Raw genomic sequence first — 23532 nt, forward strand, 5'->3', positions numbered from 1 at the left:
CTCCGGCGATGCGCGCGGCGTCCAGCCCGCAGCGGCGGGCGCGCCGGCGACGCCGCGCGCGCCCGGTGAGCCGGCGGCTGCCGCCGCTCAGTACGACCTCGCGAACACCACGCGCCGCGGGCTGGGCTTGCCCGTGAAGATGCACGTCCCCTCGCCGGTCACCGCGTCGGCCCACGGCGCCCCTTCGAACCCGCCGGTCGGGATGCAGCGGATGGTCACCTTGTGCGCGTCCTTCACCGCCGCCTCGACCTCCGGATCGCCGGACCAGTGCGCCAGCGCGAAGCCGCCCGGCGCCTCCTTGCCCCCCTTCGACCCGAAGAACGCGTCGAAATCGGCGCGGCTGTCGATCACGTGCGTGTTCGCGTCGCGCATCGCGAGCGCGCGCGCGTAGAGCGTCGCCTGGATGTCGGCGAGGATCTCCGTGATGCGCCCCGTGAGCTCCGCGCGCGCCATGCTCGCCTTGTCCTTCGGCGAGCGGTCCCTGCGCATGACCATGGCCACGCCGCCGTCGACGTCGCGCGGCCCGATCTCGATCCGCAGCGGGACGCCCTTCTTCACCCACTCCCACTGCTTCTCGCCGCCGCGGATGTCGCGCCGGTCGATCTCGACCTCGACGCGCCGCTCGCCGAAGCGCTGCGCCCTGAGCTCGTTCGCGAGCCCGTCGATGTACTCGTCGATCTTGGCGCGCGTGTCGTCGCCCCGGTACACCGGCAGGATCACGACGTGGGCCGGCGCGAGCCGCGGCGGGAGCACCAAGCCGTCGTCGTCGCTGTGGGTCATGATCAGCGCGCCGACGAGCCGCGTCGTCACGCCCCACGAGGTCGTCCACGCGTACTCTTCGGTCTCCTGCTTCGTCTGGAACTTGATGCCGCTGGCCCTCGCGAAGTTCTGCCCCAGGAAGTGGCTCGTCCCGGCCTGCAGGGCCTTGCGATCCTGCATCATCGCCTCGATGGCGTAGGTGTCGACCGCGCCGGGGAAGCGCTCGCTCGCCGTCTTCGGCCCCTCGAGGACGGGCATCCCGATGAAATCGCGCGCGAACGTCGCGTAGACGCCGAGCATGCGCAGCGTCTCCTCGCGCGCCTCAGCCTCGGTCGCGTGCGCGGTGTGCCCCTCCTGCCACAGGAACTCCGCGGTCCGCAGGAACAGGCGCGTCCGCAGCTCCCAGCGCACGACGTTCGCCCATTGGTTGATCAGCAGCGGCAGATCCCGGTAGCTCTGGACCCAGCTCGCGAACGCCGCGCCGATGATCGTCTCGGACGTGGGGCGCACGATGAGCGGCTCCTCCAGCCGGGCCTGGGGGTCGGGGATGAGCCCGCCGCCTGGGCCGGCCACGAGCCGGTGGTGGGTGACCACCGCGCACTCCTTCGCGAACCCCTCGACGTGCTCCGCCTCCTTCTCGAGGAACGACTTCGGGATGAACAGCGGGAAGTAGGCGTTCTTGTGCCCGGTCGCCTTGATCATGCTGTCGAGCTCGCGCTGGATGTTCTCCCAGATCGCGTAGCCCCACGGCTTGATGACCATGCAGCCGCGGACCGGCGAGCTCTCCGCGAGGTCGGCCGCGCGCACGACCTGCTGGTACCACTCGGGGTAGTCCTCGTTGCGCGTGGGCGTGATGGCGGTCTTCGGCGCTTCGTTCTTGGCCACGGTCTCTGCTCTCCTCGATTCCTCGATGGGCGGCTTCGCGGCGGCCTTGGACCTGGCCGCGCTCGTCCCGCAGCTGGCGGTCGGCTGGCGCCTGCCGCGCTCCGGGCTGAGCGCGCGACGTATCAGGAGCGCGGCAGGGTGTCGAGCGCAGCGGTCCTGCCCCGGAGCCGAGCGGCCTCCCCGGTCGGCGGCCCCGCGCCCGCCCCCCCGGCGGCCGCGGGCCCGGCCGGCTTCGCGGCGGCGCGCTGCCGTGGTACGCGCGGGAGGACGACGTGAGATACGCCATCCTCACGCACGGCGGGGTGTCCGCGCCGCAAGACGGCGCGGACAGCTGCGCCAGGGCCGCCGACGAGGCGCTCGGCGCGCTCGACGCGGGCGGAGAGGCGCTCGCGGCGGCCATCGCGGCGACCGCGCGCCTGGAGGACGACCCGCGCTTCAACGCCGGGACGGGCTCAAACCTCCGCCTCGACGGGCGCACGATCGAGATGGACGCGGCCGCGATGGCCAGCGACGGGCGGTTCGGCGCCGTCGCGTGCGTCGAGCGGGTGAAGAACCCCGTCCTCGTCGCGGCGAAGGTGATGGAGACGCCCCACCTGATCTTCGCCGGCGCGGGCGCCACCGCGTTCGCGCGCCGGCTCGGGTTCGCCGACCACGATCCGGCCACCGAGGCGGCGCGCGAGCGGCACGGCCGCGCCCTCGCGGCGCTGCGCGGCGAGGGGGGCGACGGCGACTCCACGAACGACGCGGCGCGGTTCCACGCGCTCACGGCGAAGCGGTTCTGGAACTTCGACGCCGAGCCGATCGAGTGCGACACGGTCGGGGCCGTCGTCCGCGACGCGCACGGCCGCTTCGCCGCCGCGGCGTCGACGGGCGGGTCGACCTTCTCGCTCCGCGGCCGCGTCGGGGACGTGCCGCTGATGGGCGCGGGGATCTACGCCGGCCCGCACGGGGCGGTGGCGGCGACCGGGGTCGGCGAGGAGATCGCGCGCCGCCTCCTCGCGCGGACGGTCTACGACTGGCTCGCCGACGGCGTCGCGCCCGCCCGCGCCGCGCAGCGCGGCGTCGCGATGTTCCCGGACGTGATCGCCGTCGGCCTGCTCGTGGTGGGGCGGAGCGGCCAGGCGATCGCCTCGAACCGCACCATGCCGAGCGCGCAGCTCGTGGGCTGAGGAGCCGCAGACGACGATGCAGAGCGGAGACCCTGATGTGATCGTGGTGGGCTCGGGACCGAACGGCCTCACCGCGGCGGCGTACCTCGCCCGCGCGGGCCTGTCGGTGCTCGTGCTCGAGGCCGAGCAGGAGCCGGGCGGCGCCGTGCGCACGCGCGAGGTGACGCTCCCGGGGTTCCGCCACGACCTCGGCGCGGCGTTCTTCCCCTTCGGGCAGACGAGCCCCGCGCTGCTGCCGCTCGACCTGCCGGGGGCCGGCCTCGTCTGGCGGCACGCGCCGGTCGACAGCGCCCACCCGGCGCCCGACGGGACCTGCGCCGCGATCGCGCGGGACGTCGAGGCGACGGCGAGGTCGCTCGGCGAGGACGGCCCCACGTGGCGCCGGATCGCGGGCTGGCACGCCGCCACGGTCGAGCGGCTGCTCAAGGCGCTCCTGTCCACGCCGCCCGCCCTCGGGGCGCTGCTCCGCTTCGGGCCCCTCAACCTGCTCCGCCTCGCGCAGGTGGCCCTCTCGAGCGGCCGCGGCTTCTCGACGCGCACCTTCCGGACCGAGGCGGCCCGGCGCGTCGTCCCCGGCCTCGCCCTCCACACCGACGTGGGCCCCGAGGACCCCTGCGGCGCCATCGTCGGCTTCATGCTCACCCTGCTCGCCTCGAGCGGCGGCTTCGCGGTGCCCGAGGGCGGCGCCGGCTCGGTCACGCGCGCCTTGCTCCGGCGCATCGAGGAGCGCGGCGGCAGCCTCCGCTGCGGCGCGCGGGTCGAGCAGATCATCGCCAGGCAGGGCCGGGCGGCCGCGGTCCGGCTCGCGGACGGCGAGGAGATCAGCGCCCGCCGCGCCATCGTCGCCGACGTCGCGGCGCCGACGCTCTACCTCCGCCTGCTCGCGCCCGAGCTCGTCCCCGGCCGGATCCAGCGCGCCATGCGCCGGTTCCGCCAGGGGTTCGGCACCTTCAAGATGGACTGGGCGCTCGACGGCCCGGCGCCGTGGTCCCACGAGGACGCCGCGCGCGCCGCGGTCGTGCACGCGGGCGACAGCCTCGAGGATCTCGCCGAGTTCACGCGCCAGGTGCGCGCCGGCGCGCTCCCCGAGCACCCCTACCTCGTCATCGGGCAGCAATCGCTGGTCGATCCGACCCGCGCGCCGGCCGGGCGCCACACCCTGTATGCCTACTCGCGCGTCCCCTCCTCCATCGGCGGGGGCTGGGCGGCCTCGCGCGAGCGCTTCGCCGACCGCGTCGAGGCGCGGATCGAGGAGCTCGCCCCCGGCTTCCGGCAGCGGATCCTCGCGCGGAAGATCTGGGCGCCCGACGACCTCGAGGCGATGGACGCGAACCTCATCGGCGGCGATCTCGGCGGAGGCTCGGCCGACATCCGGAACCAGCTCATCTTCCGGCCGGTGTTCCCCTACTTCCGCTACCGGACGCCGGTCCGCGGCCTCTATCTGGGCTCGTCGTACGCGCACCCCGGCGCCGGGGTCCACGGCGCGTGCGGGCACAACGCGGCGCTGGCGGTGCTGGAGGACGAAGGCTGAGCCGCCGGGGCCCCGCGCGCCCGCGCGCTACTTCGATCGCGACGGCGGGCCGTCCCGGTAATCGGAGCGCTTCAGCCCGTGGCTGGTGATCTTCTCCTGGAGCGTGCGCAGCGGCATCCTGAGCCGCCGCGCCGCCATCGCCAGGTTGCCGTTCGTCGCGCGGAGGGCCTCGAGGATGATCTCGGTCTCCAGGCGGTCCATCTGCGCCTTGAGCCCGATCATCGGCCCCGTGCTGGTCGGCGCGATCTCCACGAGCGGCCGGTCCGGCGGCGGCGGCGTGGAGCGCCGGCGCGCCGCGAGGGCGTTGATGCTCTCCGGCAGGTCGAGCGGGGTGATGACGCTGCCCCGCGCGATGACGACGGCCCGCTCGATGGCGCTGCGCAGCTCGCGCACGTTGCCGGGCCAGGGGTATTGCTCCAGGAGCGCGAGCGTCTCGGGATCGATCGAGCGCACGTTGCGGCGATGCGCCTCGTTCGCCTGCCGGAGGAAGCGCTGGGCCAGCGGCCCGATGTCCTCGCGCCGCTCGCAGAGCGGCGGGATGCGCAGCGGCACCGCGTTGAGCCGGTAGAGCAGGTCCGAGCGGAACGCGCCCGCCTCGCACATCGCCTCGAGATCGCGGTACGTGGTCGCGACGATCCGCACGTCGACCTCGATCTCCCGGGTCGACCCGATCCGGGCGATGCGGCCGGTGTCGAGGAGGCGCAGCAGCGCGGCCTGGGAGGAAGGCGGGAGATCGCCCACCTCGTCGAGCACCACGGTGCCGCCCGCGCACGCCTCGAAGACGCCCTCCTGCGCCTCTGCGGCGCCCGGGAGCGCGTCGGCCTCGTGGCCGAAGAGCGTGCTCTCCAGGAGCTGCGCGGGGACGCCGCTGCACCCGACGTGGACCAGCTGCTTCTTGTGGCGCGGGCCGGCCTCGTGGATGAGCCGCGCGAGCACGTCCTTGCCGGTCCCCGTCTCGCCCTGGAGCAGCACGGGCGCCGACGAGCGCGCGAGGCGCATGGCGGTCTCGAGCACCGGCCGCATCGCGGGGCTGCGCATCACGAGCCCCTCGTCGCTGACCGCGCGCACGCCGCCCACGGGCGTCGGCCCGCCCATCAGGTTGTCGGCGCTCGGCAGGCGCCGCGGGTCCAGGGCGGCGCGGCGCGCGTCCAGCGCGTCGAGGTGGAGCACCGGCAGCTCCGCGCTCGCGATGACGCGCAGCGAGGCCGTGATCTCCCCGAGCACCACCTCGTCGCCGGGCTTCAGGATGCCCTGCTCCACGCGATGGCCGCTCAGGAAGGTGCCGTTCGTCGAGCCGAGGTCCTCGATGAGCACGTCGCCGCGCTGGAACGTGAAGCGCGCGTGGCGCCGCGACAGGCTGCGCTCGGGGATCGCGACGTCCGCGCTCGGATCGCGGCCCACGACGACCCCGACCCCCTCGTTCAGCCGCACCGTCTCGGCGCCGTGCCGGTGATAGATGATGAGCAGCACGTGCGGCTGCGTCCCGCGCTCGCGGCTCAGCTGGTTCAACGCGTCACGGACCTGCGACATGGCGATCGGATCCGTCACGCCCAGCTGCGAATCGAGCTGAGCCTCCTGCGCGTCGGGGTCTTCGGCCGGCGTCGAGGGCTGGACGGCCGAGGCCTCGACCGGCGACGCGTCGCCGCGGTACCCCTCCTCGGACGCGCCCGGCTCGCGGACGTCCGGCGACGGTAGACTCCTCGGAGCGGCCGGACGCGAGTGATTCATGCGTTCTCTCTCATGGGTGCCAGAGCAACCCCCGGCGCCGGATGCTGGCCCGCGAGCCCTGCTCGCGATCATCCTTTATCCCATGACCATAAGCCGCAGGTAGGCCGGCGCGCAAGGCGCGAGCAGCCGATCGTCGGCGCTGGTTGCCGTTCCCCGCGCAGTTCCCCGCGCCGCTCCCCGAGCAGCTCCCCGCGGGTCCCTCGACGGCGCGGCCCCTCGGAGCACGCGCGGATCAGGTACCGCGCCGCGCGCGGCTCAGGCGCCGCGCGCGACCTGCTCGCCGGGGATGGGCGTGCGCGCGGAGGGCGTGGGCGGATCCTCGGCGCGGCAGTGGGCGGCGAAGCGCGGGCACGGGGCGTCCTCGATCGGCGGGAGCTCCGCGTAACCGCGGGGGCCGGCGATCTCGTTGAAGCAGCGGCCGAGCCAACCTGGAATCACGAGCGCGTAGGTGCGCGCGAGCCGCCTCGGATCGTCCAGGGTGCGCAGCATCGCGTGGTAGGTGACCTCGCCGTAGGTCGCCTTGAAGGCGGCCGCCTGCTCGGGCCGCGCGAGCCAGCTCATGACGCCGGCGCGATCCGCCTCCGGATGGAACTGGACCGCCTCGACCCCCGGCGCGACCTGCAGCCCGAGGATCGCCCGGCCCTTGGAGATGCCGTCGCGGCTCTCGCGGGCGAGGAGCTGGCCCCCGAGGCCGCCGAGGCGGCGCTCGTCGAGGTTCACCGCCTCCCAGTTGCGGTGCTCGAAGGCGAAGAGGCGGTCGCCGAACGGAGACAGCAGCGGGTGCTGCTGGCCGACCGGGGTCGTGTAGATGGGCATGACGCCGAACTTGCGGTCGGCGCGCGGGACCACATCGGCCAGCCGGTAATGGTGGACGACGAGCTCGAACGAGTAGCAGATCGCGAAGAGCGCCCGCCGGTCCGCGCCCCCCTGGATCGCCGACTCGACCACGCCGTCGAGGAGGCGCGCGTAGTCGACCGTCCACGGCTCGCCCTCGCCGTCGAACGGAGAGCCGGGGCCGCCCGACGAGAGGTACAGATCACAGTCCGCGGGGATCGGTGCGTTGGTGTCCCGGGGGGACACCTCGACGACCTCGCAAGATACGCCCGGATTGTGCTTCTGGACACGTTCGAAGAAGGCTGCGGTGAGCCCGCGCAGGCAGCGCATCGCCTGATTCACGTGGCCATTGTTCATGTCCACGATGCACAGCCGTAGCGGCCTCAGCGGCGCGATCGACCGGCCGTTCTCGACGGTATCTATCCCTGCTGACGTAGGTGGGAGCGGATTCGAGCTCATCGGAAGGTGGCAGAGTGCAAACGTAGGCCCCCGCGATTTCTATCCATATCACCCGGCAGACCTCGCGAAAAGAAAGGTTTTCTCGGTTACGCCGGTCGCACGCCGGTCGCGCGCCGGTATTCGCAGAAGGTCACGTGGGTTACTCGGCGGTTACGTCGAGTCGAGGGGACATCAAAAGTCCTTTCTCGGCCCCGCGTTCCTGAGGATCCTGTGTGTGATGAAAAAACGGAATGGACCGCCGCGTGATCCCCTGACCCGGCGGCATGTGCTGACGGGGCTCGGCGCGGCGCTCGGCGCCGCGACCTTCGGATGCAGCGCCACGGAGGGCGCGACGCTGCTCGAAGACGCCGGCTCGAGCTCGGGCAGCTCGGGTGGGAACGACGGAGCCGGCGGAGCGGGCGGCGGCGCTGGAGGTGCGGGCGGCGCTGGAGGTGCGGGCGGCGCTGGAGGTGCGGGCGGCGCTGGGGGAGCGGGCGGCTCGGGACAGGCGGGAGATGACGGCGCCGGCGGCGCGCCTGCGGATGGCTGCGTCGACACGGGAGGCCTGAGCCCTGCAGAGCTGCTCGCGCCGATCAGCACCATCGTCGTCCTGTGTATGGAGAACCGGTCGTTCGACCACTACCTCGGCTCGCTGCGGCTGAAGGAGGGCAGGCAGATCGACGGCCTGACAGGCAACGAGTCGAACCGGGCGCCGGACGGCGCGCTGGTCTCCCCCTTCCAGCTCGACAACTTCACGCCCGCCGACCCGCCGCACAGCTGGGACGCGGCCCACGCGCAGTGGAATCAAGGGAGGAACGACGGGTTCGTCGCCGCTCACGCGGGGCCGGATCAGCGCGACGTGATGGGCTATCACGTGCGCGAGCACCTGCCGATCCTCTACGCGCTCGCCGACGCGTCGGCGATCTGCGAGCGCTGGTTCAGCTCGGTGCTCGGCCCGACCTGGCCCAACCGGTTCTTCCTGCACGGCGCCACGTCGAGGGGCGTCTCCAGGAACGTGCCGGTCACCGGCTTCACGAGCGTCTTCGAGCTGCTGAGCGACGCGGGGATCTCGAGCAGGAACTACTACCACGACGTGCCGTGGTGCTCGGGGGCGTACTTCAAGTTCAAGGGCGTCTCCGGGATCGAGCGCTTCTTCGAGGACGCGGCCGCGGGGCTCCTCCCCGCGTTCTCCGTCATCGATCCCCAGTTCTTCGGCGCCACCGCGAACGACGATCACCCCGACCACGACGTGCAGCTCGGGCAGGTGCTCATGGCCAGCGTCTACAACGCGCTCGCGAAGAGCCCCCAGTGGGGCCGGTGCCTGCTCGTGATCACCTACGACGAGCACGGAGGCTTCTTCGACCACGTGCCGCCGCCCACGACCACCGACGACGATCCGCTGTTCTCGCAGCTCGGGTTCCGGGTGCCGTCGATCGTCGCGGGCCCGTTCGTCCGGAGGGGCTGCGCGGTGAGCACCGTGCTCGACCACGCGTCGGTCATCCGCACGCTCGAGGCGCGCTTCGAGATCCCCAGGCTGAACGCGCGCTCCGGCGGGGCGAACGACCTGTCGTGCTGCATCGACCCGGCGCTCCTCCGCGATCCCCAGGCGCCGATCGCCCTCCCCACGGTCGAGGTCTCCCTCTCGCAGCTGCGCGCGCGGACCGAGACCGGGATCTCCCAGCCGGAGCTGTGGGACGCCGCGGAGCGCGGGGTCATCCCGCGGCACCTGGACCGCCGGCGCGAGGGGCCGGACGTCGCGCGGCGGGTGCTGGCGCACGCGGAGCGGCTCGGCGCCGCGAGGCTCCGGGACTGAGCCGCCGGCCGGCCGGCGCCGAGGTCGCCCGGGGGCGGGAGGTCTGATAGAAGCGGCGCCGTGCCGCCCGACCTCGATCCGCCCGCCGCCACGCAGGCAGGGACCACGCCGGCGAGCGCCGCCGCCGCGGCGGCGGCCGGCGCGAGCCGGCCGGCCGCCGGACGCGAGGCGGCGCCCAGCGCGGCGCGATCGTCGGCGATGGTCACCGCGGGGATCATCCTCTCGCGGCTCGTCGGGCTGATCCGCCAGCGGGTGACGGCGCACTTCTTCGGCACCTCCGAGCTCGCCGACGTGATCGCGGCGGCGTTCCGCGCGGGGAACGTCACCCAGAACCTCCTCGGCGAGGGGACGCTCTCCGCGACCTTCATCCCCGTCTACGCGCGCCTCCGCGCGGCGGGCGACGCGCGGCGCGCGGCGCACTTCGCGCTGTCCGCCCTCGGGCTCCTGCTCGTCGCCGCCGCGGCGGCGTCGCTCCTCGGCGTGCTCGCGGCGCCGTGGCTGTCCTTCCTGGTCGCCGCGGGCTTCGACGAGGACAAGCTCGCGAGCACGACGCGCGTCGTCCGGATCATCTTCCCGATGACCGGCCTCCTCGTGCTCTCCGCGTGGGGGCTCGGCGTCCTGAACGCGCACCGGCGGTTCTTCCTCCCCTACGCCGCGCCCGTCGCGTGGAGCGCCGCCCAGATCGCGGGGCTGCTCGCCTGCGGGGCGTGGCTCGGCATGCGCGGGGAGCCGCTCGCCGAGGCGCTCGCGTGGAGCGCGTTCGCCGGCGCCGCGCTGCAGCTCGCGCTGCTGCTCCCCGCGGCGCGCGCGCTGCTCGGCGGGCTCGCGCCGCGCCTCGACGCGCGCGACCCGAGCGTCCGTGAGGCGGCCGGGAAGCTGCCCGCCGCGCTGCTCGGCCGCGGGATCATCCAGGTCTCCGGGCTCGTCGACACGCTCCTCGTGAGCTTCCTCGGCGCCGGCGCGAACGCTGCCTTCAACTACGCGCAGACGATCTACCTCCTGCCGATGAGCATCCTCGGCACGGGGGAGGCCGCGGTGGCCCTGCCCGAGATGGCGCGCGACACGGCCGAGGCGGACGTCGCGCGGCGCAACGAGGCGCTGTCGCGCCGCCTCGGCGCCTCGCTCGCGCGGATCACGGTGCTGACCGTGCCGGCGACGGCCGTGTTCCTGGTGCTCGGGCGGGAGCTCATCACGCTGCTGCTGCAGACCGGGACGTTCGATCGGGCGTCGACGGCGCGGGTCGAGCCGCTCGTGGGCGCCTACGGGCTCGCGCTGCTCGGGAACGCCGCGGGGCGCGTGCTGATCACCGCCTCGTTCGCGCTGGGGGACACGAGGACGCCGGCGCGCTACGCGCTCTACCGCGTGCTCGTCAGCACCGCCGTCGCGCTCCTCCTGATGCGGCAGCTCGACGTGCTCGGCGTGGTGCTCGGCGCCGTGATCGCCGGGTGGGTCGAGGCGATCGCCCTCGCCCTCCGCGTGCGGCGCGAGATCGGTGGGCTCGGGCTGGATCAGATCCGGATTGGCCGCGTCGCCGCGCTCACGGCGGTCTCGGTCGGCTGCGGCGCGGCGCTCCGGGCGGCGCTGCCGGAGGCGATCGCCGCCACGCCGTGGGGCGCCGCGCTCATCCTCGCGGGGTGCGGCGGGGCCTTCGCGGTCGCGGCCCCCGCGCTCGGGCTCTTCAGCCTGAGATCGCTCCTGCGCAGGAGGTGAGCGCGCGCGGCGCCGCGCGCTCGCGGTGCCAGGCCACGTAGCGCTCGACGAACGCGCGCTGCGCGCGGCTCAGCGCGACGCGCGGCCGCTGCCGCTCGAGCAGGGCGATCGCCTCGCCGACCTCGAGGCCGCCGCGGGTGGCGAGGTAGCAGAGCGCGATCGTGACGCTCCGCCCGACGCCGCTCGCGCAGTGCACGTGGACGCGGTGGCCAGCGCCGAGGTGGCGCTCGAGGAATGCCACGCCGCGCGCGGCCTGCTCGAGCGTGGGGGCGCACATGTCCCAGCACGGGACGCGGAGGTACTCGACGCCCGCCGCGCGCAGCGCGAGCACCGGGTCGTAGAGCTCGCGCGACACGTTGATCACGGCGCGAACGTCGAGGCGCCGGAGCTCGGCGACGTCGCCGGGGAGGAGGAACCCGCCGATCAGGAGGTTCGGGCTCACCCACGTGCGCCACGGGTGCCGCGGTCGGAACGACGCGGCGGCGCGGCGCAGCGCCAGGAATGCATAGAAAACCACGGCATACGGCGCGAGCAGGAGGAACACCAGCGCGGGGCGGAGGCGCACGCGCAACTCATGGCGTCGACGCGCGCGCGGCGCCAGCGGCCGGGCGGCGCGCCGCGCCCTGGAACTTGGCCCGGGGCGCGCAGGTCGGGCATGCGTCGGCCGATGCCGCTCGCCTCCATGCCGACGGAGCCCTCCCGGCCGGTGCCGCCTCCGGACCTCGGGGCGCCGCCGCCCTGCGCGCCGCGACGCTCCGCGCGCGGCCCACGGCCGCGTCGCCTCGACGGCCTCGCGGGCCTGGTCGTCGTGCTGGCCCTGTCCGGCTGCAAGGCGAAGGCCGCGTCGGTGGAGCTATCGAAGGACGAAGCGGGCGGCGGCGAGCCCGAGGTCGTCGCGCTGCCCGCGGACGGGCCCAAGCTGGTCGCCCTGCGCGCGGGGACGCCCGTGCTCGCGCGCCCGCAGGCCGGCGCGCGCACGATCGGCGAGCTCTATCCTGGCGCCGCCGTGGTGCGGTCGTCGGAGCCGTACGGGCGCGCCGGGTGCAGCGGAGGGTGGTACGCGATCCGCCCCCGCGGCTTCGTCTGCGTGGGCGAAGGCGCGACGCTGCACACCGACGCGGTCGCGGTGCTGCCGGCGCCCCCCGACCTGTCGCGGCCCCTGCCCTACCGCTACGGGCGCGCGAGGACGCAGGGCACCCCGGCGTACTCCGGGGTGCCGAGCCGCGAGGAGCTGCGGCACGCCGAGCCGGATCTCGAGCGCCACCTCGAGCGCGCGCAGCGCAGCGACGCGCAGCTCGGCGCGTCGGCCAACGACGTCCCGCTCGACGAGCGCGGCGTCGCCACCGGGCCGCCGGTGCTGCTGCCGCAGCAGCACGGCGTCGGCGCGGACGGGCGGAGGACCGAGTCGAGCTACTTCGTGTTCCCGCTCGCCGACGCGGTCGCGCCGCTCCCGCCCCTCGCCGCGCTCGGGATCGAGCTGGGCGCGAAGGACGGCGCGCCCGTCGACCTGCGCGCCGCGATGAAGACGGCGGCGCTGCGCAAGGGCAGCGGGGTCGCGATCACCCGCACCTTCACCGCGGGCGAGGCCGACGGCCGCAGGCTCGGCGTGACGCCGGACGGCCGCCTCGTCCCGACCGATCGGCTGCAGGCCGCGCTCGGCTCGCCGTGGCACGGCCTCGACGTCGAGAAGGTCGGGCTGCCGGTCGCGTTCGTGCATCGCCACGACGTCACCACGTGGTCGATCGGCCGCGGCAAGGCGACGCCCAACGACGAGGAGCTCGAGCGGCGCACGGGCGTGCCGCTCACGGGCAAGTTCAGGACGGTGGACGGCACGCGCTTCGAGGAGGCGCGCGACGGCTTCTGGCTGCGCGCGCAGGACCTCGTCGTCATCGTGCGGCGCTCGAAGTTCCCCGACTTCGCGAGAGGCTCACAGCGCTGGCTCGACGTCAGCCTGGCCAACCAGACGCTGACGGCCTACGAGGGGCAGAAGCCGATCTACGCCACGCTGATCTCCTCGGGCCGCGATCAGCTCCGCGATCCGGAGTCGAGCGCGTCGACGGCGCGCGGCACCTTCCGCGTGCGGAGCAAGCACGTGACGCGCAACATCGATCCGCGCGAGGTCGCCGACAGCTTCGACGTCGCCGACGCCCCGTGGGTGATGGACTTCGCGCCGGGCCACGCGATCACCGGCATGTACTGGGGCGCCGGGGTCGGCGAAGCGCAAGGCTTCCACGACATCGCGCTGACGCCGGTCGACGCGCGGCGCATCTTCCTGTGGACCGAGCCTGAGCTCCCCGACGGCTGGCACGCGGTGCACAGCAGCGGCGAGGAAGGAACCCTCGTCCACGTCCGACCTTGAGGAACACGTCGCGAGCGCTGGCCCCCGATTCAGGGAGACCAGCGGTCGACTGTCACCATTTCTGGTGCCGAAGGAGGGAATCGAACCCCCGACCCGGCGCGTATGAAACGCCTGCTCTAGCCAGCTGAGCTACTTCGGCAGAAGCGAGGGCGGACTAGTACCGCCCTGTCCCGACCCTGTCAAGCGATGTCTTGCGCGCTGCGACGCTGTCCACGCGCTCGGGTGGCGCGCTCGGGTGGCGCGCTCAGGCGGCGTTCATCGTTCATCGTTCATCGTTCGCGCGGGGAGCTTCGGCAGGACGGCGGGGTTCCTCGCCTCGAAGGGCATCGACCACCGGAAGCTCTCGCCGAGCTCGGGGGGCACCGGTGGGTACGGCGCGCCGCGCAGCACCGCGCGCCGGCAATTCTCGTCGAACTCCGGGATGCCGCTCGGCCGCGTCACCGCTGCGCTGCTCACGGTCCCGTCCGCCCGGATCACGAAGGTCACGATCACGGTCCCCTGGAGCCCCTCGCCCGCGGCCCACTTGGGGAACGCGTCGGCCCAGAGCGGGTGCAGCTTGGCCATGACCTGCCGCATGTAGAGGCTGCGGCGGCGATCGAGCGGATCGTTGTCGAGCAGCCGGCCGCGCCCGGAGCCGAGCGCGCTGGAGCGCGCGCCGCTGCCCGCCACGCCGCCCGAGCCGGTCGCGCCCGGCCCCGCCGCTCCGCCCGGACCGAGCCCGCGCGCGCCGCCGGCCGAGCTCGCATGAACGAGCGACTGGATCGCCGTCGCCACCTCCTGCTCGCTGTCGATCGTGTCGTTCGGGCGCCCCGCGACGTTCGCGGGGACCGAGGGCGTGCCCGCGGCGACCATCGGACGCGCCAGCGGGACCGCCGCGCTGTCGCGATGATCCGCGCCGGGCCGCCCGTCGCGCACGCCGAGCCCCACGGACGAGCGCTCGCTCCCCTCCACGGCCCCGCCGACCGCGCGCGGCGTCGCTCCGAGCGACAGCGTCGCGCCGGGCTCGCCTGACGCGTCGGCCGCGCCCTCGGTGCCCGCGGGCCGCGCCGCGGCGCCGAGCGGGCCGCCCCGACGCTCGGGCGCGCCGCTGTCGCGCGCCCCGACCGACGGGTCGCGCTCGGCCGCGGACCGACGCTCGGGCCGGCTGCCGACGCGGCCGCCCGCGAGGAACGTGAGCTCCGTGGGCTCCCGGCTGGCGCGCCAGTCCTCGCGCGACGCGCGGCGCGACGACGAGCGGATGCGCTGGATCTGGCTCCTGTCGAGCCGCGAGCGGACCTCGGGCGACAGGAAGGTCGCGTCGTCCCTGTCCGCGAGGTTCAGCGCGGGCAGCGCGGCCGCGTCCGTGCCGCCGCGGCCGCGCGTGCCCGTGTCCGGCCGCGCCGCGACTTCGCCTCCGCCGCGCGGGAGGCTCGCCGGCAGCTCGGGCGCGATCGCCGGCGCGCTGTCGAGCGTGCCGTCCGAGACCACCGGAAGCTCGATCTCGATCGGCGCGCTCGGCGCGACCGGCGCGCCGGCGGTGCGCGCGAGCGTCACCTCCTGCGTCGAGAGCGAGCCCGCGACGATCGCCGCGCCTGCCCCGACGAGCCCGGCGTGGGCAGCGACGGAGAGCGCCCACGCGGACGCGATCCGGCGGCCGTCGCGTGATCTCTGCATCGTCCTGTCACTATGCCTCGAAACGAACACGAGGCGAGCCCGCAGGCGGCACCGCCGGAGGAGCGTGACGCTCGTGTCCGACGTCGTGCGCGTGTCAGACGGCAGGCGCGGCGGGCGCGTCGCCCTTCGGCAGCCGCAGCCGCCGGCGGGTGTTCTCCGCGGTGCGCGCGGCGAGCGCCTCGAACGGCTCGCCCCGGAGCTCCGCGATGAAGCGGGCCGTGTGCAGCACGTGCCCCGGCTCGCACCGCTTCCCGCGGAACGGCACGGGCGCGAGGTAGGGGCTGTCGGTCTCGACCAGGATCCGGTCCCCGGGCGCCCACGCGGCGACCTCCTGGATCGCGCGCGCGCTCTTGAAGGTGACGATGCCCGAGAACGAGAGATCGAAGTCGAGCGCGAGCGCCCTCTCGGCGAACGCGCGATCCTCGGAGAAGCAGTGGATGATGCCGCCCACGTCGCTCGCGCCTGCGCGCTCCAGGATCGCGAGCGTGTCCTCCGGCGCCTCGCGCGTGTGGATGACGATCGGCTTCCGCACCCGCCGCGCGAGGGCGACGAGGTCGGCGAAGACGCGCTGCTGTGTGTCCTTCGGCGAGTGCATGTAATGGTAGTCGAGGCCGATCTCGCCGACGGCCACGACCTCGGGGCGGCGCGCCAGCGCCTCGAGCTCCGCGAGCATCCTGTCATCCAGGGCGGAGGCGTCGTGCGGGTGGACGCCGACCGCGGCGTGCACGTCGGCGCGCCGCGCCGCCAGCTCCGCGGCGAAGCGCGCCGCGGACAGATCCGCGTCGACGCCGACGACCACGAACGCGTCGACGCCGGCGGCGCGCGCGCGGTCGAGGACAGCGTCCGCGCCCTCGCGGAAATGGTGCGGGTCGACGTGGCAGTGCGAGTCGATGAGCATGCTTCGGCTCAGGTGACGAGCTCCGCGAAGCGCGCGCGGAGCAGCGCGCTCGCGGCGTCGAGCGCGCAGCGATCGCAGTAGCCCATCCCGTGCAGCCGCTCCAGCGCGCGCGTAGCGTTCCTGCGCTCCTCCTCGCGCAGCTCGCCCCATCCCTTCTCGGACTTGCCGTCGCCCTGCGCGTCGCGGAGGAGCGCGACGAGGTCGCGCACGAGCAGCGCCACGCCCTTGCGCCGCTCCGTGAACACCGCCTCCCGCAGCTTGCGGATCTGCTGCGGGAACACGACCGCGTTCACGATCTTCTGGCCCGGGTGGTCGATGGCCCACGCGGCGATCGCCGAGATCAGGCCGCGCCGGTGGTCGTCGTGCTTCGTGCGGACGCCGAGCAGCGCCTCCACCTCGCGCATCATGCGCTCGTCCGGGTTCTCGAAGTCGCCCGTGTGCGGGTTCCGGATCTTCTCGCCCTTCACCCAGACGCCGACGTGGGAGATGTACCGATCGAACAGCTCGGCGTAGCGGGTCTCGTCGACGAGGCCGCTGGCCGATCGCATCTCCTCCTCGATCGTGTCGAGCAGGCGCGTGCGCACGACCTCGCGGAAGAGCCGGTGGTCGTGGTAGCCGCCCGCGAGCTGCTTCTCCTTGAGCCAGTCGTACTCCGCCTGCCGCTTGCAGAGCGCGTCGAGCTCCGAGAGCACGGCGAACGGCGAGAGGCACGCGTGGTCCGGGCTCTGCGCCGCGTCGAGCAGGAGCGTCCGCACCTCGCGCGGCGAGACGCCGAGCCGCCCCTCGAAGTCCACGGACGCGTCGCTCTCGTGATAGATGGCCTCGATGCCCGCGCGCAGCACCTTCTGCGCCTCGGCGTCGAACCGCTCCGGCGCCGTGCCCGTCGCGAACAGCTCCATCTTCTCGACCGCGGTGAGGCTCGACACGAGCGGCGCGAGCGCGTCGGGGTACCGCTTCGCCTCCGGCTGGCGCATGCGGGTGAGCACGGCGAACTGCGCGGCGACGCGCGTCGCGTGCGGGGCGACGTGGCGGGTCACGAACGGGACGATCTGCGCGTCGTAGATCGTCTGCTCGTCGAGGTAGCTCCGGAGGTAGGGCGCGCGCAGGAGCTCGAAGCGCCCGCGGAAGCTCGGGAACTCCGGGTGCTCCCGGAACGCGTTGAGGTGCACGTCGTTGGCGCTGCCGATCATGACGACGTTCGTCTGCACCGTCTGCTGCGGCAGGCTGACCTCGCCGGTCTCCAGCGTGAGCTGGAGGTAGCGGAACGCGTCGAGCGGGCGCTTCAGCAGATCGCTGAACTCGAGCACGCCGCCGGCGGCCTCGATGAGCTCGCCGTGCGCCTCGAAGAGCGTCGTCGCCTGGAGGGAGGTCGGCAGCGAGGCGAGCGAGCGATCCGCCGTGATCTGCCGCTCGCCGGCGTCGACCGAGAGCTCCGGGCCGATCGTGACGGCGCCGACGCGGTAGCGGCGCGAGATGAAGTACCGCTCGACCTGGACGTGCCGCAGCGTCTCGGCGAGCGAGCCGTTGCTCGCCACGAGGAGCGCCTCGAAGACCTGCTGGTTCTTGTGGGACAGCTTGCCGCTCATCAGCCACTCGGGCGGCGGCTCCGTCGCGCCGGCGTCCTCGTAGAGCTTCAGGATGAGCGCGCGCCGCTCGCGCACCGGGAGCAGGAACAGCGGGTGGTCCCGGAGCTCGATCACGAGCCGCGCGTCGATCTGATCGTCCTCGAGGTGGGCGTAGCTCGCGCCGTCCGCGGCGCTCGCCTTCACGTCGCCGCCGAAGCCGATCGAGCCGCGCGTCGTCTTGCGGCTCGGGAAGACCCAGTGGAAGCGGTACAGCGCGCCCTCGTCGAGGGTCGAGTAGTGCTCCAGCGCCCGCAGGATGCAGGCGGCGAGCGTGCTCTTCGCCGAGCCGTTCGGCCCGTGCATCAGGACGAGCCGGTTGGCCCTGCCCTCGCGCACGAAGTTGCAGAGCACCCGGTAGACCTCGGCCTGGAGCTCCTCGTGGCCGATCAGCGCGAAATCCCGCCCGTGATACGCGGCCGACGGCGTCGCTCCCTGCTGCGCCGCCTCGACCGCAGGGAGCTCCCACGGAAGATCGAACAGCTGGAAGCGGGTCAGCTCCCCCCAGGGCTTCTTGATCGTCCGCGTGCCGAAATGGTCGAACATGTCGCGGACGTAGCGAGCCGCGTCACGACCGAAGCGGACCGGGTTCGAGGCGAACAGCTCCAGGTACTGCTGGAAGGAGAGGACCCGCTGCTCTTCGTTGAAGCGCCGGGCCATCGATGTGGCGATGGCGTCGAGCTCGGAGAGGGCCTTTCGAGCCCGCTCCGCCGCACTGCCTTGAACTGTCTGGCTGGGGCCGACCGCGCTGGGCTGGCCCCCCCGGCTACCGGAGGTGTCGTTATTCACGTGAGGCCGAGTTTACCGTTGTGCCTACTGCACGTCGATGACCGCCTCGAGCTCCTGCTTCTGCATCAGGCAGTTCGCGGCGCTACAGATGCTGAAGGAGAGCACGCCCGCCACCTTGGCCTTGCCCTTCTTGGCCGCGACGAACGGGATCTTGAGGACGCCCTTTTTCTCCTCGAACGCGCCGTCTTCTCGCTTGAGCAAGGGCTTCGGGTAGGTGACGCCCTCGGCGGCCGGCTCAGTGACCTTGAACTTGATGGGGTATTTGTCGTTGATGTGGTAGTCGCCCTTCGACAGGAGCGAGACCTCGACGACCCCCTCCTGGCCGGCCTTGTACGTCCCCGCCGGCTTCATCTCGAGGGTGTAGACCGCATCCTCGACCTTCGATTTTCCGCCCTGGGGTGACGCCGCGGGTACATCCGCGACGCTGCGGGAGGTCGCCGCTTCGCTCTGGCTACACCCCGAGCCGACGACGGTGAGCCCGGAGAGAGCGATCAGGCACATCGCGGCGGGGAGAGGCTTGCGGGTCCGAGTTGAAGGATGAGTGCTCATGGTCAACACAAATAACACAGCGGCGGCTTCCGCGCGAACAGGGGGCGCCCGGCGCCCGTGAGGACGGGCGCAGGCGCGGCGACGGCCTCACGCGCCGCGGCGCCGCGACGGCCTCACGCGCCGCGGCGCCGCGACGGCCTCACGCGCCGCGGCGCCGCGACGGCCTCACGCGCCGCGGCGCCGCGACGGGCGCGCGGTCGGGCGCGTCTCCAGCCGCGTTTCAGCGCGAGATCAGCAGGGCGACGAGCGCACAGAGCAGCACGGCCGCGCTGGCCACCGCGGGGACGACCCACCGCGGCATGCGCTGGGGCACCCCCATGACGATATCCTCGGCGAACGCGTCGGCGGCGCCCGTCGACGGCGCGGCGACCGCGGCGGCGCCGGGCGCTCGCTCGGCGCCGGCGGCGGCCACGCCGACGAGCGAGCGCCCGTCGCCGCCGCCACCGGCAGCGCCTTGCTGGTGGCGGGCCAGCACGGCCGGCATCGCGGCGCGGATCCGGGCCGCGAGCTCCTTCTGCGGCATGTACGCCCAGTCGCGGTGAGACCCCGCGAGGCCGTACGCCTGACCGACGCGATCGGCCAGCAGGCCGACCGACGGGAGGCGCGCCTCCGGGCTCTTCATGAACGCCGCCTCCATCACCGGATCGAGCGACGCGGGCACCCCGTACGCCTTGCCCGCCTCGCTCGGGGGCACCGGGTTGCTGCCCATGATGGCGACGAGGATCATCGGGCCGGTCGGCGCGTGGAACGGGACCCGCCCCGTGACGCACTCGAACACGATCGCCGCGACCGACCAGACGTCGGCGCGGTGATCGAGCGCGAGCAGCCCCTGCGCCTGCTCGGGCGACATGTAGAAGGGCGAGCCGATCGTCGTGCCGACGACGGTCAGCTTCTTCGCGCCCTCGCTGTTGTCGCGCATGCTGCCGAAGTCGAGGATCTTCACCCGGTCGCCGTCGTGCGTGCCGACGAGGAAGATGTTGTCCGGCTTGAGATCGCGGTGCACGACCTTGCGCTCGTGGGCCTCCACGAGGCCAAGCGCCACCTGCGACAGCATCCGCACGAGGCGCTCGGGGGGCAGCACCTTGTCGCGCTTCAGGACCGTCCGCAGCTCCTCGCCCTCGAGGTACTCCATCACGAGCGCGAAGCTGTCGTCCTCGGTCTTCTCGAAGGCGAGCACCTCGACGATGTGCTCGTGGGGCAGCGACGCGCTGACCTCGAACTCGCGGTGGAAGCGCTCGACGCTCACCTCGTCGAGCGCGACCTCGGGGTGGAGGATCTTCAGGGCGACGCTGCGGCCAGCCCGGAGATCGAGCGCCTGGTAGACGCGCCCCATGCCCCCGTCCGCGACGATGCGCCAGACCTGATAGCGCCCGCCGCAGAGCGTCGCGCCGACGCGCCGGTCGTCCGGGTGCCGCGGCGGCGAGGCCTGCGCGACCGGGATGAGGCGCTGCCCGTCGATCGGGCAGAAGCCGCTGTCCTGAGAGAAGAGCCTGAAGCAGGCGGAGCAGGTCTTCAAGCCGCCCCCGGGGTCAGGCGCGGGAGGGGTCCGCGGCAGGCGAGCTGCCCGGCGCGGGCTCTGGCGGCATGTAGTAGAGGATCCGGTTGCAGTTCGGGCACCGCTCGAACTCCTCCTGGCGGCGCATCTTCTGGAACATCATCGGCGGCACGGACAGGTGGCAGCCGAGGCACGTGCCGTCGTAGGTGCGGGCGATCGCGACGGGCCTGCGCGTGCGGATCGACTCGTAGCGACGGTACAGCACGACCGGCAGCTTGCCGACCACCTGCTGGCGCGCCTCGGCCCGCTGGGCGCGCTCGGCCTCGAGCGCCGCCAGCGACGCCTGCGTCCCCGGCGCGCTGCCGTCGATCGCCCCCGCGAGCTCGACGCGCTTCGCCTCGGCCTGATCGATCGCCCCGCGCGCGCCCTCGGAGGCGGCGTTCAGGCGCTCGATCTCTTCCTCGCGATCGCGGTGCAGCTTGCGCAGCTCCTCGATCTCGCGCTGCGCCGCGTTCGACTCGCGCTCGTTGCGGGAGCGCTGCAGCTTCTCCCGCGATCGCTCGATCTGGGTCGACATCTGACGGAGCTCGACGACGAGCTCGGAGCGCGTCTTCTCCATGGCCGCCAGGGTCTCCCGATCGGCCTTCAGCCGCTCCTCTAGCCGCTTCAGCTCGGACCGCATCCCTTCCAGGCTGCCGCGCTGCTTGTCGAGCTGCTCATCGATGCGGCGGATGTCGCTGTCGATGGCCGACAGCTCTTCGAGGAATGCGATCTGCTCGCGGATGCTCACGTGCTTCCTTGTCTCCTTCTGTTTCGTGGCTTTCGTGGGCCCACCTGGACTCGAACCAGGAACAGCCCGGTTATGAGCCGGGGGCTCTGACCGATTGAGCTATAGGCCCTGGCGCATGAGCGAAGCCCCTTCGGGTCCGCCCACTTTCGCACCGGCCGACAACGTAGTCCAAGCGGCGCGCAGTTGGAAGGGGAGCGCTTCGGCCGCCCAGGTTCGCGGCGGCTCCGCGGCGCCGGCGGGCCTTCGCGGGCGGCGCCGCGCCGCCGGCGAGGGTCCGCTCGGGCAGCGATCGCTCACGGACCCTGCCGCCCGGCCGGATCGGCCATCGGGCTGCGGTGCGGGATGCGGGCCGTCTTCGCGGCGGGGGACACGGCCTTGCCCCCGTCGAGCGCGTCGGCGCAGCAGCGGAACCCGACCTGATAGAAGCGGAACCACCGGTTGTGCGTCGAGGTCACCGGGCGGCATCGCGAGCGGATCGGCCCCCAGTACCCGCCCTTCAGCGTCGATCGAAACGGCTGCTCGTCCAGGTGGCCGAGCTCGTTGTTGACCCACTCGTCGACGTTGCCGGTCATGTCGCGCACGCCGAAGGGGCTCACGCACCGGTGCATCTCCCCGGACGCGACCCGGCGGTCGAGCCGCTCGACCTCCGCCGAGATCTTCCAGGGGTCGCCGAACACCTCGAGCACGGGCATCGCGATCTTCCTGTCGATGTTGCATGCCTCGGGATCGCGAGCGATTCCATAGGGATAGGGCCACATCTGCGGGCCCTCGCACGCGAACTCCCACTCCTCGCCGGAGCAGAGCCGCTTGCCCTCGGTCTCGCAGGCGCGCTTCGCCTCGAGCCAGTTGACCATCACCGCCGGGCGGACGCCCTCGATGTTCGGGTACTCGAAGACGTCGATGCAGAAGCGCCGGTGCTGGAGGCGCCCCTCGCAGAGGACCTCGGGCTCGAACCGCGCGCAGATGTCCTTTTTCTCGTCGATGTAGGAGGCGCAGTGGTGGCCGACGTAGGGGCAGTAGATGCCGTCCACGAGCACCATCCCGCCGAGGCACGCCGTGGCGCTCGCCGGGTTGACGCGCACGTACGCGGGCAGCGGCGGGGGCGGAGGGGGCGCGAGCGCCGGCGCGGGCGGCGCGGGCTCCGGCGGCGGGACGCTCGCCGGCGGCGCCGCGCTCGACAGGTCGAGCGGCTCCGGCCGCCGCTGGAAGCGCGGGGCGAAGAGGAGCGCGCTCACCAGGGCGGCGACGGCGAGGGCGGCGATGAAGGCGAGGCGCTCGCGCATGTCAGTCGTACACGCCGTCCTTCTCGCGGTCGCGCTCGATGAACGGCCGCGGCGGCGGCGTGACGACGCCGTCGACCGTGTCCGCGCAGCAGCGGAAGCCGGCCTGGTAGAACCTGAAGGTCGGCCCGTGCCCCCCCGTCGTGAGGCGGCAGGTGTTCCGCACCGGACCCCAGTAGCCGCCGTTGAGCGTGGCCGGGCGCGACGTGCCCGGATCGTCGGCCAGGTTGTCGGTCCACTCGTCGACGTTGCCGGCGAGATCGTACGCCCCGTAGGCGCTGATGCAGTTCGGGTGCGATCCGATCGGATCGGCCTGCCACAGCCGGGCGATCTCGCCCTCGCGGGTCTCCTCGTCGACCATCGCGTCGATGTCGAACGCGATCGCGGCGCGATCGATGTTGCAGGGGCTCGGCGTGCGCACGAATCCCCAAGGATAAGGCAGGCGCTTCGGTCCTTCGCAAGCGAGGATCCACTCGGAGCGCCGGCAGAGCCGCTTGCCGATCGAGGCGCAGAGCGACCGCGCCTCGTGCCAGTCGACGTAGACGCGCGGCAGCTCGCCGACCCGGTTCGGCCACTCGTGGCGGTCGATGCAGAAGCGCCGGGGGTCCACGGCCGCCCGGCAGCGCGCGCCGCGCGCGTACTCGGCGCAGCCGTGGCCGATCCCGTCGCCGGCGCGGGCGCAGACATACGGGAGGGACGGGCAGAAATCGCCCTCCACGAGGGTCATGTCGGCCGGACACGCGGCGCGCGCCGCCGGATCGTCCGCGAAGCGGTCGACCGGCGGGGCCGCGGAGGCCGGCGCGCCCCGCGGGACCGGCGCCGGCGCGGGGGGCGAGCCTTCCTCGGACGCCGTCGGCTCCCCCGGGCGAGCGGGCGCGCCGGGCGCGCTGGACGCCGACGGCGGGGAGGCCGGCGCGGCGGCGTCCGCGGAGCGCGGCGCGGCGGGCAGGGCCGCGGAGCGCCCGGGCGGAGCGGGCGGCATGAGCAGCAGCGCGTCGAGCTCGGGGGCGTACCGCGCGAGGAGCGCGACCGCGCCGAGCGCAGCGCCGGCGCCGACCGCCATCATGATGCTCCTAGGTTGCGCTTCCACGTCACCCCGCGCGCCCCCTCATAGTCCAGCTCGCGGCGCAGCGACGTGAGAAGAATTGCAGGACCTCCGGAACACCATGTCCGGCGCGACGCGTCTCGACGCGCTGCGCGCCGGAAGAACGGGAAGACGCGCCGCGCATC

At 73.6% G+C, this 23532-nt stretch carries 17 protein-coding genes and 2 tRNA genes; 5 read left to right on the top strand and 14 right to left on the bottom strand.

Features of this window, described 5'->3' with window-relative positions; translation table 11 throughout:
- Nucleotides 1-87: 87 nt before the first annotated feature.
- Entirely contained in the window at nt 88-1644 is a 1557-nt protein-coding gene (gene proS, locus WME98_RS47580; RefSeq protein ID WP_437948196.1) for a proline--tRNA ligase, read from the bottom strand.
- A gap of 272 nt (nt 1645-1916) precedes the next feature.
- Here proS and WME98_RS47585 point away from each other — a divergent pair, with 272 nt between their 5' ends.
- On the top strand, nt 1917-2813 hold the full coding sequence (locus WME98_RS47585) for an isoaspartyl peptidase/L-asparaginase (protein ID WP_437948197.1): 897 nt from the start codon (nt 1917-1919) through the stop codon (nt 2811-2813).
- A gap of 16 nt (nt 2814-2829) precedes the next feature.
- Nucleotides 2830-4344, top strand: a complete 1515-nt coding sequence (locus WME98_RS47590) for a phytoene desaturase family protein (protein ID WP_437948198.1) — start codon at nt 2830-2832, stop codon at nt 4342-4344.
- A 27-nt stretch (nt 4345-4371) separates the two neighbouring features.
- Here WME98_RS47590 and WME98_RS47595 read toward each other — a convergent pair whose 3' ends face one another.
- On the bottom strand, nt 4372-6072 hold the full coding sequence (locus WME98_RS47595; RefSeq protein ID WP_437948199.1) for a sigma 54-interacting transcriptional regulator: 1701 nt from the start codon (nt 6070-6072) through the stop codon (nt 4372-4374).
- A 255-nt stretch (nt 6073-6327) separates the two neighbouring features.
- Nucleotides 6328-7263, bottom strand: a complete 936-nt coding sequence (locus WME98_RS47600; RefSeq protein ID WP_437339508.1) for a hypothetical protein — start codon at nt 7261-7263, stop codon at nt 6328-6330.
- A 319-nt stretch (nt 7264-7582) separates the two neighbouring features.
- On the opposite strand from WME98_RS47600, the gene WME98_RS47605 reads away from it, so the two are divergent.
- Together WME98_RS47605 and murJ are read left to right on the top strand one after the other, a co-directional pair.
- The gene (locus tag WME98_RS47605) at nt 7583-9157 is read left to right on the top strand and encodes an alkaline phosphatase family protein (protein WP_437948200.1); all 1575 of its coding nucleotides are present in this window, start codon (nt 7583-7585) and stop codon (nt 9155-9157) included.
- 60 nt (nt 9158-9217) lie between these two features.
- The gene (murJ, locus tag WME98_RS47610; protein ID WP_437948201.1) at nt 9218-10867 is read left to right on the top strand and encodes a murein biosynthesis integral membrane protein MurJ; all 1650 of its coding nucleotides are present in this window, start codon (nt 9218-9220) and stop codon (nt 10865-10867) included.
- On the opposite strand, the gene WME98_RS47615 is transcribed toward murJ, so the two are convergent.
- Nucleotides 10836-11432: a protein-tyrosine phosphatase family protein gene (locus tag WME98_RS47615; protein WP_236644716.1), complete on the bottom strand. Its 597-nt coding sequence runs from the start codon at nt 11430-11432 to the stop codon at nt 10836-10838. The two genes, murJ and WME98_RS47615, sit on opposite strands and share 32 nt — an antisense overlap.
- A gap of 102 nt (nt 11433-11534) precedes the next feature.
- Between WME98_RS47615 and WME98_RS47620 the strand changes: the two genes are divergently transcribed.
- Nucleotides 11535-13226 carry a L,D-transpeptidase gene (locus WME98_RS47620; protein ID WP_437948202.1) on the top strand — a complete coding sequence of 564 codons (1692 nt, stop codon included), beginning with the start codon at nt 11535-11537 and terminating at the stop codon, nt 13224-13226.
- Nucleotides 13227-13288: 62 nt separating this feature from the next.
- Here the strand turns inward: WME98_RS47620 and WME98_RS47625 are convergent.
- The 10 genes from WME98_RS47625 to WME98_RS47670 form a co-directional block, all read right to left on the bottom strand.
- A tRNA-Met gene (locus tag WME98_RS47625) sits at nt 13289-13365 on the bottom strand.
- A 116-nt stretch (nt 13366-13481) separates the two neighbouring features.
- Entirely contained in the window at nt 13482-14879 is a 1398-nt protein-coding gene (locus WME98_RS47630) for an energy transducer TonB family protein (protein WP_437948203.1), read from the bottom strand.
- Nucleotides 14880-14973: 94 nt separating this feature from the next.
- A complete protein-coding gene (locus WME98_RS47635; RefSeq protein WP_437948204.1) occupies nt 14974-15777 on the bottom strand; it encodes a TatD family hydrolase in 804 nt (267 codons plus the stop codon).
- Nucleotides 15778-15785: 8 nt separating this feature from the next.
- Complete coding sequence (locus tag WME98_RS47640) at nt 15786-18059, bottom strand: PrkA family serine protein kinase (RefSeq protein WP_437948205.1); 2274 nt, start codon at nt 18057-18059, stop codon at nt 15786-15788.
- A 153-nt stretch (nt 18060-18212) separates the two neighbouring features.
- On the bottom strand, nt 18213-18689 hold the full coding sequence (locus WME98_RS47645; RefSeq protein WP_437948206.1) for a hypothetical protein: 477 nt from the start codon (nt 18687-18689) through the stop codon (nt 18213-18215).
- A gap of 268 nt (nt 18690-18957) precedes the next feature.
- Nucleotides 18958-20253: a serine/threonine-protein kinase gene (locus WME98_RS47650; RefSeq protein ID WP_437948207.1), complete on the bottom strand. Its 1296-nt coding sequence runs from the start codon at nt 20251-20253 to the stop codon at nt 18958-18960.
- Between the two features lie 13 nt (nt 20254-20266).
- Nucleotides 20267-21022 (bottom strand): zinc ribbon domain-containing protein, encoded by a 756-nt coding sequence (locus tag WME98_RS47655; protein ID WP_061623043.1) that lies wholly within the window; start codon nt 21020-21022, stop codon nt 20267-20269.
- A 35-nt stretch (nt 21023-21057) separates the two neighbouring features.
- Nucleotides 21058-21131: transfer RNA gene (locus WME98_RS47660), tRNA-Ile, on the bottom strand.
- 184 nt (nt 21132-21315) lie between these two features.
- Nucleotides 21316-22305: a formylglycine-generating enzyme family protein gene (locus WME98_RS47665; protein ID WP_437948208.1), complete on the bottom strand. Its 990-nt coding sequence runs from the start codon at nt 22303-22305 to the stop codon at nt 21316-21318.
- 1 nt (nt 22306) lies between these two features.
- Entirely contained in the window at nt 22307-23368 is a 1062-nt protein-coding gene (locus WME98_RS47670; protein WP_437948209.1) for a formylglycine-generating enzyme family protein, read from the bottom strand.
- Between the last annotated feature and the right edge of the window lie 164 nt (nt 23369-23532).

The organism is Sorangium sp. So ce296 (assembly GCF_051529605.1).
Classification (GTDB): Bacteria; Myxococcota_A; Polyangia; order Polyangiales; family Polyangiaceae; genus Sorangium; species Sorangium cellulosum_D.